This is a genomic window from Methylobacterium sp. C1 (genome assembly GCF_001854385.1).
In the GTDB taxonomy this organism is placed as follows: Bacteria; Pseudomonadota; Alphaproteobacteria; order Rhizobiales; family Beijerinckiaceae; genus Methylobacterium; species Methylobacterium radiotolerans.
In genome coordinates this window covers 5,862,412-5,875,712 of the sequence record NZ_CP017640.1, presented here as the reverse complement: position 1 = coordinate 5,875,712, position 13,301 = coordinate 5,862,412, and the positions used below count along the sequence as shown (strand labels likewise).

Below are 13,301 nucleotides of genomic sequence, written 5' to 3'. Positions count from 1 at the left end.
GATCCGTTACCGAGGGCCTGCCGGGGCCGGCTCTGTGTCCTGCGCAGCCTACCGCCCAACGCGGAGGCCCGCACTCCGTTCCACCCCCCGGCGGAACCGATGCCGGCGCGCAGGCGTTGCCGGCGCAGCCATGGCGTATGTCGAGCCGCAGCACAATGCGGCCGGGCCGACTTCGGCAACAAGGGGCGTGTTGATGGTGGACCAGGGGAAGGAGGCAGGTCTTCGCGCGCGCGACCCGCACGCCGAGACTGCTTCGGATCGCTCATCGGCGCCCGAGAACAGCTCCGGTGACGCATCCGCTTCCGACCAGCCCGACCGCGCCCGGAGCAGGAACGGCCTGAGCGATCAGACCCGCAATCGCATCGCCGCGCAGTTGCGCGCGATGTACGACACGGTCACGCAGCAGCCGGTCCCCGACCGCTTCGCCGAGCTGATCGCACAGCTCGACAGCGCCGACCGCAAGGGCTGAGCCGCCGACGCATTGATCGGCCTGCATGCGAGCAGCGCTCGGACCGCCCCCACCTGTCCTCACACGATCGTGGAGACCGGCCCGGCCAATCACCATCGCGCGCGGCGGCATCATCCCGACGGAAGAAGCCGCCGCCCTGAGGCGACGGCTTCTCCTGCGTGCCCGTGCGCCGGCCCGCGTTCGGGGCCGGCATATCCGGTCAGTCGTCAGAGGGTCGGCGAACGGCCCCGCATCAGGCCGACGACGGCGGAGATCGCGAACAGGACGATCGCCACGAAGAACACCAGCTTGGCCGCTTCCATAGCGGTGCCGGCGATGCCGCCGAAGCCAAGCAGAGCGGCCACGAGGGCGACGACGAGAAAAGTTACGGCCCAACCGAGCATGGTTCGTATCCTTAGAAAGTACCAACGCGGGCGGGCCGCGTCGTTCTGAACACGAAAACGCCAAGGTTTAGCTCCGGTTCCGCCCCTATTGCGAAGTCCTGTGAGTCCCTACGGCCGCGCGCGCCGTCCGCGACACGGGGTGACGGAACGAGACAGGGGCGCTAGCGTTCGAAGATAGGTCTCCAGGCTCGATCCGGGATTTGCGATGCTGCAATCTGCCAAGAGTGCCGTTCGATCGAAGGCCGCCGCGATGGCGGCGCGCGTGACCGAGATCGTCGACAGGGCCGGCGATGCCCTGCGCGCGGCCGCGCTCGGACTCGTGCCGGCACCGGCGCCCGTACCGGTCCGCGTGCGCGCGCGCCAGCCGCGCCGGCAGGACTGACCGCACGGCGGGCGCGCCCCGCGGGATCGGACGCGGCCCCCTCCGCGTCCATCCGGCTCGGCGCGCGGTGGGATCGCCACCCCGGCCGCGATGGCCAGCACCGCGGACGGGTCCTGACGGCGACCGACACTCCCTTTGCCGTGGCCGCCGATCCGCACAGCCTTCGGGGTGATTGCCACGCGGCCGCCGAGCGTCCATGGAACCGCCGTTTCGATCGCACGGGATCGCGATGGCGGACACCGACGAGACCACCCTGACCTTCGATCCCTCGATGCCTCCGGCCGGCCGGCTGGACCGGGTCGCGCCGCTGATCCGCCGACGGGTCGCGCCGAACGGCGGCCCGTTCACGGCGAGCGGCACCTGCACCTACGTGGTGGGCCAGGAGCGCGTCGCGGTGATCGATCCGGGCCCGGACGATCCGGCCCATGTCGACGCGCTGCTTCAGGATCTCGGCACCGAGCGGGTCGAGGCCATCGTGGTCACCCACACCCATCGGGATCACTCGCCCGGAGCAAGGCTGCTCGCCGCGCGCACCGGCGCGCCGATCGTCGGATGCGCGCCGCACAGGGCCGCGCGGGCCCTGTCGGAAGCGGAGACCCCGATGCTCGACGCGAGCGCCGACCGGGCGCACGCGCCGGAACGGATCATGGTGGAGGGCGACGCCGTGTCCGGCCCGGGCTGGACCCTCGTGGCCGTCGAGACCCCCGGTCACACGATGAACCATCTCGCCTTCGCGCTGCCGGAGGCGCGGGCGCTGTTCTCGGGCGACCACGTCATGGCGTGGTCGACGACGATCGTGGCCCCGCCGGACGGCGCGATGCGGGCCTACATGGAGTCCCTCGACAAGCTGCGCGGCCGCGACGAGGCGGTCTACTGGCCGGGGCATGGCGGCCCGGTGCGCGAGCCCGCCCGGTTCCTCCGGGGACTGGCCGGGCACCGCCGCCAGCGCGAGGCGGCGATCCGCGCACGGCTGGCAGCCGGCGACGGGCGAATCGCCGACATCGTCGCGGCGATCTACCAGGGGCTCGACCCCCGGCTCCGCGGCGCGGCGGCCCTGTCGGTCTTCGCCCATCTGGAGGATCTGGTCGGACGCGGGCTCGCGTCCTGCGACGGCGCCCCCCGGCTCGACGGCACTTACGCGCCGGCCTGAGGCGCGCGGCGGCTCACTTCACCGCGAGGGCGAGGTTGGCGACGTCGTCGAGATAGGCCCGGATCCGGTCGGCGTTGCTGCCGAAATCCCGGCCGCCGAGCCGCGAGGCCGAGCGCACGTCGATCCGCGCCCCGTCGGCACGGGGGCGGATGCGCACGGTGACATCGTCGGGCAGGTTCAGGATCAGCCCCCGGGCCACGGCCTCGATCCGGCCGTTGCCGGTCCGGCCGCCCGGCCGGATCGCCTCGACGATCTGCCAGTGCCGCTTCAGGGCCGCCTGCCGGGCGAGTTCGAACGCCTCGTCGGCGCCGATATCGAGGGTCAGCGGCGCGATCTGCGGATAGGCGCCGCGCTGGCTCTCGCGTGCCGCCGGGCTCGGGTCCGCCGGGTAGCGTCCGCCGCGGGCCGCGAAGGCCGCCCGCGAGCGCGAGAAGGCCGGCGGATTGTCGATGTCGGTGGTGATGTCAGACAGGGCGGGCAACCGCAGGCCGCGCAGGCCCAGGAAGGCGGGGTAGCCCAGCACCGCCAGCGCGAGGACCAACCCGGCGAGGGCGGCCCCGAGGCCGCGGGCGCCCTCGCGCCAGACCCGCACGAAGGCGAAGATCGCGGCCGCGGCCGCCAGCAGCGCGACGCCGAGTCCGGCCAAGAGGGCCACGAGGGCGGCGTTCGTGTCGGAGCGCGGATCCCGGACGAGGACGAGGGCGATCCCGGTGGCGATGACGGCGAACACGGCGAGCCGCCGGGCCAGCGGCCCCGCGCGGGTGACGGGTTCCTCGATGAGCAGACGGCGCATGGGGATCATGGAGGCGTTCGAGGCCTGATCTTAGAGCTTGGCCGGGGCCGGCACCATGGCGCGGCCGTCACGGGGCATAGGCGCGGGCGTTGCCGGGCAGTCCGAGCGTCGCGGGCAGCTTGAGCGGATCGGGGAGCATCGCGTCCCCGTACCGGCCGGCCGGATCGGAGGCCTCGCTGTGGGCGACCGTCTGGGCCGTCAGGGCGCTCCAGGGCCCCGTGACCGCGAACAGGATCCCGCGGGAGGCGTCGCCGGGCGGGCGCAGGACGAGGTCGCCCTTGGCATCGAGCCGCCGCTCCGGCAGCGAGACCTGACCGTGCAGGGTCGCCCCGACGCTCGGCCCCAGGAGCCCCGATTCGGCGATCTCGCCCACGCCGTCGACGAAGCGCAGCGTCACCACGGCCCGCTCGAAGGCCGTCCGGCCGTTCCGGCGCGCCAGGGCTCCGGACGCCACCGCACCGTTGCGGTGGACGACGTCGGCGAGGTCGAGGCCGGCGATGGCACCGCCGTCCATGGCGAGCGTGGCCCGACCATTCAGATGCGCCAGCAGCCCGGCCGTGTCGCGGGCCCTGGAATCGAGGGCGAAATGCCCCTGCACGGGCCCGATGACCCACCGCGCCGCACCGATCTCGCCGAGGAGCGCGCCGAGATCGACGCGATCGAGGCTCCCCTGCGTGCGCAACTCGGTCGCGGCCGGGTCGGCGCCGCTCGTCAGGTTCACGCGCCCCTTGAACGTGCCATCCTGGATCCGGGCCCGGTTCACCGCCACTTCCAGGGCGGCCTCCCGCACCAGGACGCTCGCCGCCAGATCCTGCACCCGGACCGCGCCGGCGCGTCCCTCGGCCGCCGACAGGCGCAAGTCGAGGTCGCCCCGCGTGAAGGGCGCCAGGGCGATCGACACGGGCGCGGGGTCGAGGAGTCGCGACAGATCCGCGACGAGCGGCGTGAGATCGAGTGTCTCGGCCGCCAGGGTCGCCTGCACCGAGAGGCGCGGCGCCTTGCCGGGCCCGAGTGCGACGGCGCCTGCCCCCTCGAGCACGTTCTGGCCCAGGCCGATGCGCAGGCTCGGCCACGAGACGGACCGCTCGGCCGTCTCGAACCGGCCGTCGACCGAGAAGGCCCCGGCGAGCGGCGCCAGCGGCACGTCACGGCCGATCCAGGCCAGGCTCTCCGGCAGGGATCGCGTCTCGAACCGGACCTGCCCGGACATGACGGGCAGCGCGCCCCCCTCCGCGGGCGGCGCCAGCGTTCCGTCCGCCGCGAGGCTGCCGTTCGGCCACGTGATCTCCGCGGTGAAGGGGCTGCCGCGGCGCTGGGCCAACGCGGCCGGACGCAGGTGAGTCAGGGCGATCCGGGTCGGTACGCCCCGCCAGATCAGGCTGGCCCGGCCCTCGGCGGCCCTGCCCCAGAGCGGCCACGCGATGTCGAGGTCGATATCCCGGGCCGCGTCGCCGGCGGCGAGGCGCGCGTCGCGCAGGACGATCCGGCGCGGCCGGGCCGTCTCGCCGGACCGGGCCTGCTCGGCGAGGCGCGCGAGGGCTGCGTCCCAGCCGACGGGATCGTCCGACAGCCGCGCGCCCTCCAGGCGGAGGCCGCTGACGGCCGCGCGCCCCCCGAGGAGGCTCAGCGGGTCGAGGTCGATGGTCAGGCGGCCCTCCTCCGCCAGGACCGGGCCGGCGGAACCGGCGGCGAGCCGGACGCGGTCGAAGGTCAGGCGCGGCCAGGGCAGCACCGCGAGGCGCGCCGGCCCCTCCAGCGTCAGACCGAGGCCGTAGGCATCGAAGGCGCGGCGGGCGAACGCCGTGACCCGGCCGTCCTCCACGGGCCAGTCGCGCAGGCCGAGGCCGGCAGCGATCAGGCTCCCGAGAGCGAGGACGAAGATCGGGCGGCGCAGCGACATCATGCTCCGAAGGGGCGGCGGCTGTGGCCGGAAGCCGGGCGCCGCGCCGGCCCCTCGGGCTGCCACGGCCCGGCAGGGTCTGCACGTCGAGGGGGCAACTTAGCGTCCCCGGCCGGCTTTGTCTGCCGCGCCCGCGCAGGGCCGCCCTGCCCTCCCCAACGCAGTGCCGGTTACGGATCGCCCGGGACCGCACGGACCGGTGCGGCGCACCACTGGATTTCGCGCGCGGAATCGGGGAGAGCAGGCGCGAGGACACGCGCTTCCCAAGGTTTCGGCCGGTCGGATCCGGCGGGAAAAGGACGGTTCGATGAAGAAGGTCTACACGGATGCCGCCGCCGCCCTGGCCGGCCTCCTGCACGACGACATGATGGTGATGTGCGGCGGCTTCGGCCTCTGCGGCATCCCCGACGAGCTGATCGAGGCGGTGCGCCTCTCGGGCGTCAAGGGCCTCACGGTCGTGTCGAACAATGCCGGCATCGACGGGGTCGGCCTCGGCAAGCTCCTGGATACCCGCCAGGTCGCCAAGATGATCTCGTCCTACGTGGGCGAGAACAAGGAGTTCGCCCGCCAGTATCTCGGCGGCGAGCTGGAGATCGAGTTCAACCCGCAGGGCACGCTGGCGGAGCGGATCCGCGCCGGCGGCGCGGGCATCCCGGCCTTCTTCACCAAGACCGGCGTCGGCACCAAGGTCGCCGAGGGCAAGGAAGTCCGCGAGTTCGACGGCGAGCAGTACGTGATGGAGCGCGGCCTGTTCGCCGACCTCGCCCTGGTCCACGCCCACACCGGCGACACCGAGGGGAACCTGCGCTACCGGATGACCGCCCGCAACTTCAACCCGATGATGGCCACCGCCGCCAAGATGACGGTGGCGCAGGTCGAGCACCTCGTGAAGCCCGGCGAGATCGACCCGGACACGATCCACACGCCCGGCATCTTCGTGAAGCGGATCATCGACGTCGGGCAGCGCGACAAGCGCATCGAGCAGCGCACCACGCGCAAGCGCGGCGACAGCACCCCGGCCGCGGCGGCCGGCGGCGGCACGCACTGATCGGACGGGAAGGGAGCGAGAACGATGGCCTGGACCCGCGAGCAGATGGCGGCGCGCGCCGCCAAGGAGCTGGAGGACGGCTTCTACGTGAACCTCGGCATCGGCATCCCGACGCTGGTGTCGAACTACATCCCCGAGGGCATGTCGGTGCAGCTCCAGTCGGAGAACGGCATGCTGGGCATGGGCCCCTTCCCGTACGAGGGCGAGGAGGACCCGGACCTGATCAACGCCGGCAAGCAGACGATCACGGCGCTGCCGACGACGAGCTACTTCTCCTCGGCCGATTCCTTCGGGATGATCCGCGGCGGGCACATCAACCTGTCGATCCTCGGCGCCATGCAGGTGGCCGGCAACGGCGACCTCGCGAACTGGATGATCCCCGGCAAGATGGTGAAGGGGATGGGCGGCGCCATGGACCTCGTGGCGGGCGTGAAGCGCGTCGTCGTGGTGATGGAGCACGTCGCCAAGAACAAGGACGGCACCGAGAGCCCGAAGCTGCTCAAGGCCTGCGACCTGCCGCTGACCGGCACCCGCGTGGTCGACCTGGTGATCACCGATCTCGGCGTGTTCGAGATCGACAAGAAGGGCGACGGCGGCATGAGGCTGATCGAGCTCGCCGACGGCGTCACCGAGGACGAGATCCGCGGGAAGACCGAGGCCGACTTCACGGTCGTCCTGAAGAACTGACGCCCCTGGGCCCGGCGGCCGACGTCGCCGGGCCCGTCGCGGGACGCGTTACCGGGGTCGGACGACCGATCGTCTAACGGTCCCGCGGACGCGGCCGACGCGCCCCTCACGCCTCGACTCGGACGCGAAACACCCCCTGCCACGTTCGGAACAGGAGGTGTTTCGCGCGGTCAGTGCAGGCCCGGCCGCGGGGCTCGGTCCCGTGAGTCCGTCCGGCCGCGGCCGTGTCAGCCCGCGTCGCTGGCGCCCGCACCCGCGAGCTGCGGGTCCCGGGTCGCCGGGCGCACCGGGCTGTCGGCCGCCGGCTCCGCGCCGTGCAGCGCCCGCCGGACGTAGCCGTCGACCCGGTCGCCCTGCTCCGGCAGGGCAGCCTCGAGATGGGCGATCATCTTGGGCGTCCAGAACGCCTTGATGTGCTTCTGGATTCCGGCCACCGCCTCCTCCTCCGGGTAGGACCGGAAGAAGGTGGCGATCTGGTTGGCCATGCGGACGAGCTTGTCCGCCTGCGTCACGGCGCTCATCGGGTACTCTTACTCTGCCGCGTCCAGGGTCTGTGCGATCCGGGTCAGGGAGAAGTCCTCCTCGTAGAACTTCGCCTGCCAGTCGGAGGGCCGGTTGGTCCGCCGGACCTGCACCGCCGTCACCTTGTACTCGGGGCAGTTCGTCGCCCAGTCCGAGTAATCCGTGGTGATGACGTTGGCGCCGGTCTTGGCGTGGTGGAAGGTCGTGTAGACCACCCCGGGCTGCATCCGCTCGGAGATCTTGGCCTTCAGGGCGATGTCGCCCGAGCGGCTCTCCAGGGCGACGAGGTCGCCGTCCACGATGCCGCGCAGCTCCGCGTCGAACGGGTGGATCTCCAGCACGTCCTCCTCGTGCCAGCGCGAGTTCTCGGTGCGCCGGGTCTGCGCGCCGACATTGTACTGGGAGAGGATCCGGCCCGTGGTGAGGATCAGCGGGAACTTCGCCCCCGTCCGCTCCTCGGTGGCCACGAACTCGGTGATCATGAACCGGCCCTTGCCGCGGACGAACCGGTCCACGTGCATCATCGGCGTGCCGAGCGGCGCCTTCTCGTTGCAGGGCCACTGCACCGAGCCGAGCTCGTCGAGCTTGGCGTAGGACACGCCGGTGAAGCTCGGGGTGAGCGAGGCGATCTCGTCCATGATCTCGGACGGGTGGCTGTAGGTCATCGGGTAGCCCAGCGCGTTGGCGAGCAGCACCGTGCCCTCCCAGTCGCCGTAGCCGCCCATCGGGGCCATGACCTTGCGGACCCGCGAGATGCGGCGCTCGGCGTTGGTGAAGGTCCCGTCCTTCTCGAGGAACGAGGCGCCCGGCAGGAAGACGTGGGCGTACTTGGCGGTCTCGTTCAGGAACAGGTCCTGGACGACGATGCACTCCATCGCCATCAGGCCCGACGTCACGTGGTGCGTGTCGGGGTCGGACTGCGCGATGTCCTCGCCCTGGATGTACATGCCCTTGAACGAGCCCTCGACGGCCTCGTCCAGCATGTTGGTGATGCGCAGGCCCGGCGCGTTGTCGAGCTTGGCGCCCCAGAGGGCCTCGAAGCTCTCGCGGGTGGCGTCGTCCGAGACGTGGCGGTAGCCGGTGAGCTCGTGCGGGAACGAGCCCATGTCGCAGGAGCCCTGGACGTTGTTCTGGCCGCGCAGCGGGTTCACGCCGGCGCCGAGCTTGCCGATATTGCCGGTGGCCATGGCGATGTTCGCCATGCCCATGACCATGGTCGAGCCTTGGCTGTGCTCGGTGACGCCGAGCCCGTAGTAGATGCCGGCCGCGCCGCCTTTGGCGTAGAGCCGGGCCGCTCCGCGGACCTGCTCAGGGTCGAGGCCGGTGAAGGACTGCTGGTTCTCCGGGGAGTGTCGCTCGTCGGCGATGAACCGCGCCCAGGACTCGAACTCGGCGAGGTCGCAGCGCTCGCGGACATAGGCCTCGTCGATCAGCCCCTCGGTGACGATCACGTGCGCCAGCGAGTTGATGAAGGCGACGTTGGAGCCGGGCTTCAGCGGCAGGTGATAGTCGGCCTTGATGTGGGGCGACTTGACGAGGTCGATCTTGCGCGGATCGGCGACGATCAGTTTCGCGCCCTGCCGGAGGCGCTTCTTCATCCGCGAGCCGAAGACCGGGTGGCCGTCGGTCGGATTGGCGCCGATCACCAGGATCACGTCGGAATGCTCGACCGACTTGAAGTCCTGGGTGCCGGCCGAGGTGCCGAGCGTCGACATCAGGCCGTAGCCGGTCGGCGAGTGGCAGACGCGGGCGCAGGTATCGACGTTGTTGTTGCCGAAGGCGGCGCGCACCAGCTTCTGGACGAGGTAGGCTTCCTCGTTGGTGCAGCGCGACGACGTGATGCCGCCGACCGAATCCTTGCCGTACTGGGCCTGGATCCGCTTGAACTCGGAGGCCGCCCGATCGATGGCCTCCTCCCAGGAGACCTCGCGCCACGGATCCGTGATCTTCTCGCGGATCATCGGCTTGGTGATGCGGTCCTTATGGGTGGCGTAGCCGTAGGCGAAGCGGCCCTTGACGCAGCTATGGCCCTCGTTGGCCTTGCCGCCCTTGTACGGGACCATGCGGACGACGCGCTCGCCCTGCATCTCGGCCTTGAACGAGCAGCCGACGCCGCAATACGCGCAGGTCGTGACCTCGGCGTGCTCCGGCTGGCCGTACTCGTGGATCGACTTCTCCTGCAGGGTCGCGGTCGGGCAGGCCTGCACGCAGGCGCCGCAGGACACGCACTCGGACTCGAAGAAGTTGGTCGGGCCGGCCGCCACGCGGCTGTCGAAGCCGCGACCCGCGATGGTCAGCGCGAAGGTGCCCTGCACCTCCTCACAGGCGCGGACGCAGCGGTTGCAGACGATGCACTTCGACGGGTCGTAGGTGAAGTACGGGTTCGACTCGTCCTTCGGCAGGTACTTCTCGGAGCTCGGCCGGACGTGGTTGTCGCCCTCGTAGCCGTAGCGCACGTCGCGCAGGCCCACGACGCCCGCCTGGGTCTGCAGCTCGCAGTCGCCGTTCGCCGCGCAGGTCAGGCAGTCGAGGGGGTGGTCGGAGATGTAGAGCTCCATCACGCCCTTGCGGAGCCTGGCGAGCTTCTCGTTCTGGGTGTGGACCACCATGCCGTTCTCGGCCGGCGTCGTGCACGAGGCGGGCGTGCCGCGCCGGCCCTCGATCTCAACGAGGCAGAGGCGGCAGGAGCCGAACGGCTCCAGCGAGTCGGTGGCGCAGAGCTTCGGGATCTGCGTCCCGGCCTGCATCGCCGCCGCCATTACCGAGGTGCCGGCGGGCACCGTCACCGACATGCCGTCGATCGTCAGCGTCACCGTCTGCGCGCTGACGCGGATCGGCGTGCCGTAGTCGATTTCTTTGATGAGGGCCATGCGCGCCGCCTCACTCAGCCGCCGCAGGCAGCGAGCCCGCACGGCGAAAATCTTCGGGGAAATGGGTGATCGCGCTCATGACGGGCATCGGGGTGAGCCCGCCCATGGCGCAGAGCGACCCGTCGGTCATGACCTCGCAGAGGTCCTCGACCAGCTTCAGGTTCGCGTCCGGCCGGATGCCGGCGATCACCTTGTCCATGGTCTCGACGCCGCGGGTCGCGCCGATGCGGCAGGGGGTGCACTTGCCGCACGACTCGGTGGCGCAGAACTCGAAGGCGAAGCGGGCCTGGGCGGCCATATCGACCGTATCGTCGAACACCACGATGCCGCCGTGGCCGACGAGGCCCTTCTTGGCCGCCATCGCCTCGTAGTCGAGGGGCGTGTCGAGGAGATGGTCGGGGAAGTAGGCCCCGAGCGGCCCGCCGACCTGCACGGCCCGGACCGGCCGACCTGAGCGGGTGCCGCCGCCGAAATCCTCGATCACCTGACGGAGGGTGATGCCGAAGGCCATCTCGATCAGGCCGCCGTGCTTGATATTGCCGGCGAGCTGGATCGGCAGGGTGCCGAGCGAGCGGCCCATGCCGTAATCGGCGTAGGCCCTGGCGCCGTTCTCCAGGATCCACGGCACGGCCGTGAAGGTCATGACGTTGTTGACCAGCGTCGGCTTGCCGAGGAAGCCCTTCAGCGCCGGGATCGGCGGCTTGGCCCGCACGATGCCGCGCTTGCCCTCCAGGCTCTCCAGCAGCGAGGTCTCCTCGCCGCAGATATAGGCCCCGGCGCCGAGGCGCACGTCCAGGTGGAAGCTCTTGCCCGAGCCCAGGATGTTGTCGCCGAGCACGCCCGCCGTCACGCCGTTGGCGATCGCCTCCTTCAGGGTCGCGAAGGCCTGCGGGTACTCGGAGCGCAGGTAGATGTAGCCGCGGGTGGCGCCGGTGGCGACGCCCGCGATGGTCATGCCCTCGATGAGGTTGAAGGGATCGCCCTCCATCATCATCCGGTCGGCGAAGGTGCCGGAATCGCCCTCGTCGGCGTTGCAGACCACGTATTTCTGGTCCGCCTCGGCGAGCATCACGGTGTTCCACTTGATGCCGGCGGGGAAGCCGGCACCGCCCCGGCCGCGCAGGCCGGACTCGCGCACCGCCGCGACAATGCCCTCGGCATCGAGCTTCAGGGCGGCCTCGAGGCCGCGGTAGCCGCCATGGGCCCGGTAATCGTCCACGGAGACCGGGTCGATCACGCCGCAGCGGTGGAAGGTCAGGCGCTGCTGCCGGGCGAGGTAGGGGATTTTTTCAGGATCGCCGAGGCGCAGGGCGTGGTCGCCGCCCGTGGTCAGGCCGGCATCCAGCAGGGCGTCGACGTCGGCGAGCGTCACGGGTCCGTAGGCGACCCGCCCCTCGGGCGTGCCGATTTCGACCATCGGCTCCAGCCAGAACAGGCCGCGGGAGCCGGTGCGGACGATGGTGACGTCGAGGCCGCGGCGCTCGGCGCCCGCGAACAGGGCGCGGGCGACCTTGTTGGCGCCGAGGCCGAGGGCGACGGCGTCGCGCGGAACGTAGAGGGTCACGCTCACTGGCGCACCTCCGTCAGGGCAGCTTCGAGGGCGTCGGCGGTCAGGTGCGCGACCGGCTCACCGTCCACCAGCGCGGCGGGACCGTTGGCGCAGAGGCCGAGGCAGTAGACCGGCTCGACCGTGGCGCTGCCGTCGGCGGTGGTCTCGTGCCAGCCGCAGCCGAGGCGGCCGAGGATCTCGCGGTGCAGCTTGTCGGAGCCCATGGCCTGGCAGGCCTCGGCCCGGCACAGCTTCACCTCGTGGCGGCCGGCGGGGTGGGCGCGGAAGTCGTGGTAGAAGGTGATGCAGCCGTGGACCTCGGCGCGCGACAGGTTCAGCGCGTCCGCGATCAGCGGCACGGCGCCGGAATCCACGTAGCCGAAGGTTTCCTGCAGCGCGTGCAGGATCGGCAGCGTGGCCCCTTCGAGATGGGTGTGCTCGGCGATGATCCCGGACGCGCGCTCCGCGCTCCAGGGCTTGTGACGCGCCATGGTTTCCAGCCCAGTCTGTTCCTGTTCTAATGCGAAGAGGAACAGAAATGCCGAATGGCATCAATCGCGCTGTCCGGTCGGGCGACAAAGGACGTTTGTCGAGCTGTAACGCGCAGGCCAGACGAGCGGAGACACCTCGTTAACCTGTTGCCACAGCGCGATTTTTCAGATCCTATACGCGGTTAGAATTTGTCGCGTGCATCGCAACATAAATTTGTGCCATGCAAGAAACTGCATCCTGTCACGTCGGGTCCGGAACGTCCGGTGAGAGCCCTCCGTCCTTGCGAGCGGAGCGAAGCAATCCAGGGCAGCGCGACCTCGGCAAGCGTGGCGCGACTGGATCGCTTCGCTCCGCTCGCAAGGACGGCGGCGGGCCCCGAGACCGGAGCCTCGGCCGCCTCAGAACTCCATCTCGAGTTCCTCGATCTCGTCCGGCTCGTCGGCGGCGGCCTCAGCCCACTCGACCATCAGCGGCCAGTGCAGGATCGTGTCGCGGTAGGCGGCGGCCCGGGGCGGCAGCGCGACGTCGTAGGTGCGGAAGCGCGTGCAGACCGGAGCGTACATGGCGTCGGCCAGGCACGGCCGCGCGCCGAACAGGTACGCACCCTCGTAGCGGTCCAGGCAATCGTCGAAGATCGTGACGATGCGCTCGATATCGGCCTTCGCCCCGTTGAACACCCGGAAGTCGGGGTGGAAGGCGCGCAGGTTCATCGGCAGCGCCGAGCGCAGATTGACGAAGCCGGAATGCATCTCGCCGGAGATGGACCGGCAATGGGCGCGCTCCGCCACGTTGCCGGGCAGGAAGCCGGCCTCCGGGAAGGTCTCGGCGAGGTACTCGGCGATGGCCAGGGTGTCCCAGACGACCACGTCGCCGTGGCGCAGGCGCGGCACCAGGAAGGACGGCGAGAGGTGAAGCAGCTCCGCCCGGGTGGTGGCGTCGGCGCCGGACAGGACCTCGGTCTCGAAATCGAGACCCGCCATCCGGCAGATGAGCCAGCCCCGCAGGGACCACGAGGAGTAGTTGCGGCTCGAGATGGTGAGCGTAGCGGCCGTCATC

At 71.0% G+C, this 13,301-nt stretch carries 13 protein-coding genes; 5 read left to right on the top strand and 8 right to left on the bottom strand.

The window, feature by feature from the left end:
* The first annotated feature begins 130 nt into the window (after positions 1-130).
* The gene (locus tag BKE41_RS27020) at positions 131-469 is read left to right on the top strand and encodes a NepR family anti-sigma factor (RefSeq protein WP_234741054.1); all 339 of its coding nucleotides are present in this window, start codon (positions 131-133) and stop codon (positions 467-469) included.
* A gap of 206 nt (positions 470-675) precedes the next feature.
* Here the strand turns inward: BKE41_RS27020 and BKE41_RS27015 are convergent, their stop codons facing one another.
* A complete protein-coding gene (locus BKE41_RS27015) occupies positions 676-852 on the bottom strand; it encodes a DUF1328 domain-containing protein (RefSeq protein ID WP_007568853.1) in 177 nt (58 codons plus the stop codon).
* Between the two features lie 205 nt (positions 853-1,057).
* Between BKE41_RS27015 and BKE41_RS31815 the strand changes: the two genes are divergently transcribed.
* Both BKE41_RS31815 and BKE41_RS27010 read left to right on the top strand, forming a co-directional pair.
* The gene (locus BKE41_RS31815) at positions 1,058-1,234 is read left to right on the top strand and encodes a hypothetical protein (protein WP_012321913.1); all 177 of its coding nucleotides are present in this window, start codon (positions 1,058-1,060) and stop codon (positions 1,232-1,234) included.
* A gap of 229 nt (positions 1,235-1,463) precedes the next feature.
* Positions 1,464-2,384, top strand: coding sequence for an MBL fold metallo-hydrolase (locus tag BKE41_RS27010; protein WP_024828340.1), 921 nt, complete (start codon positions 1,464-1,466; stop codon positions 2,382-2,384).
* Positions 2,385-2,397: 13 nt separating this feature from the next.
* Here the strand turns inward: BKE41_RS27010 and BKE41_RS27005 are convergent, their stop codons facing one another.
* Together BKE41_RS27005 and BKE41_RS27000 are read right to left on the bottom strand one after the other, a co-directional pair.
* Positions 2,398-3,177, bottom strand: a complete 780-nt coding sequence (locus tag BKE41_RS27005) for a DUF1499 domain-containing protein (protein ID WP_029361197.1) — start codon at positions 3,175-3,177, stop codon at positions 2,398-2,400.
* A gap of 67 nt (positions 3,178-3,244) precedes the next feature.
* Entirely contained in the window at positions 3,245-5,077 is a 1,833-nt protein-coding gene (locus tag BKE41_RS27000) for an AsmA-like C-terminal region-containing protein (protein ID WP_053622358.1), read from the bottom strand.
* Between the two features lie 307 nt (positions 5,078-5,384).
* Here BKE41_RS27000 and BKE41_RS26995 point away from each other — a divergent pair, with 307 nt between their 5' ends.
* Both BKE41_RS26995 and BKE41_RS26990 read left to right on the top strand, forming a co-directional pair.
* A complete protein-coding gene (locus BKE41_RS26995) occupies positions 5,385-6,125 on the top strand; it encodes a CoA transferase subunit A (protein ID WP_012321909.1) in 741 nt (246 codons plus the stop codon).
* A gap of 24 nt (positions 6,126-6,149) precedes the next feature.
* Entirely contained in the window at positions 6,150-6,812 is a 663-nt protein-coding gene (locus tag BKE41_RS26990; RefSeq protein WP_012321908.1) for a 3-oxoacid CoA-transferase subunit B, read from the top strand.
* A 227-nt stretch (positions 6,813-7,039) separates the two neighbouring features.
* Here the strand turns inward: BKE41_RS26990 and BKE41_RS26985 are convergent, their stop codons facing one another.
* The 5 genes from BKE41_RS26985 to BKE41_RS26965 form a co-directional block, all read right to left on the bottom strand.
* Positions 7,040-7,333, bottom strand: coding sequence for a formate dehydrogenase subunit delta (locus BKE41_RS26985; protein WP_029361198.1), 294 nt, complete (start codon positions 7,331-7,333; stop codon positions 7,040-7,042).
* Between the two features lie 9 nt (positions 7,334-7,342).
* Entirely contained in the window at positions 7,343-10,204 is a 2,862-nt protein-coding gene (gene fdhF / locus BKE41_RS26980; protein ID WP_024828344.1) for a formate dehydrogenase subunit alpha, read from the bottom strand.
* Positions 10,205-10,214: 10 nt separating this feature from the next.
* A complete protein-coding gene (locus tag BKE41_RS26975) occupies positions 10,215-11,774 on the bottom strand; it encodes a formate dehydrogenase beta subunit (protein WP_071000413.1) in 1,560 nt (519 codons plus the stop codon).
* Entirely contained in the window at positions 11,771-12,244 is a 474-nt protein-coding gene (locus BKE41_RS26970) for a formate dehydrogenase subunit gamma (protein WP_071000412.1), read from the bottom strand. The genes BKE41_RS26975 and BKE41_RS26970 overlap by 4 nt, the downstream gene beginning before the upstream one ends.
* A gap of 399 nt (positions 12,245-12,643) precedes the next feature.
* A complete protein-coding gene (locus BKE41_RS26965) occupies positions 12,644-13,300 on the bottom strand; it encodes a glutathione S-transferase family protein (RefSeq protein WP_071000411.1) in 657 nt (218 codons plus the stop codon).
* Position 13,301 lies beyond the last annotated feature (1 nt).

What these genes read in the sequence shown, in the direction of transcription:
- BKE41_RS27000 (WP_053622358.1), bottom strand. Translation starts at nt 5,077, where the DNA reads ATGTCGCTGCGCCGCCCGATCTTCGTCCTCGCTCTCGGGAGCCTGATC.
- BKE41_RS26965 (WP_071000411.1), bottom strand. Translation starts at nt 13,300, where the DNA reads ATGACGGCCGCTACGCTCACCATCTCGAGCCGCAACTACTCCTCGTGG.
- BKE41_RS31815 (WP_012321913.1), top strand. Translation starts at nt 1,058, where the DNA reads ATGCTGCAATCTGCCAAGAGTGCCGTTCGATCGAAGGCCGCCGCGATG.
- BKE41_RS26985 (WP_029361198.1), bottom strand. Translation starts at nt 7,333, where the DNA reads ATGAGCGCCGTGACGCAGGCGGACAAGCTCGTCCGCATGGCCAACCAG.
- BKE41_RS26990 (WP_012321908.1), top strand. Translation starts at nt 6,150, where the DNA reads ATGGCCTGGACCCGCGAGCAGATGGCGGCGCGCGCCGCCAAGGAGCTG.
- BKE41_RS27015 (WP_007568853.1), bottom strand. Translation starts at nt 852, where the DNA reads ATGCTCGGTTGGGCCGTAACTTTTCTCGTCGTCGCCCTCGTGGCCGCT.
- BKE41_RS27020 (WP_234741054.1), top strand. Translation starts at nt 131, where the DNA reads ATGGCGTATGTCGAGCCGCAGCACAATGCGGCCGGGCCGACTTCGGCA.
- BKE41_RS26970 (WP_071000412.1), bottom strand. Translation starts at nt 12,244, where the DNA reads ATGGCGCGTCACAAGCCCTGGAGCGCGGAGCGCGCGTCCGGGATCATC.
- fdhF (WP_024828344.1), bottom strand. Translation starts at nt 10,204, where the DNA reads ATGGCCCTCATCAAAGAAATCGACTACGGCACGCCGATCCGCGTCAGC.
- BKE41_RS26995 (WP_012321909.1), top strand. Translation starts at nt 5,385, where the DNA reads ATGAAGAAGGTCTACACGGATGCCGCCGCCGCCCTGGCCGGCCTCCTG.
- BKE41_RS27010 (WP_024828340.1), top strand. Translation starts at nt 1,464, where the DNA reads ATGGCGGACACCGACGAGACCACCCTGACCTTCGATCCCTCGATGCCT.
- BKE41_RS27005 (WP_029361197.1), bottom strand. Translation starts at nt 3,177, where the DNA reads ATGCGCCGTCTGCTCATCGAGGAACCCGTCACCCGCGCGGGGCCGCTG.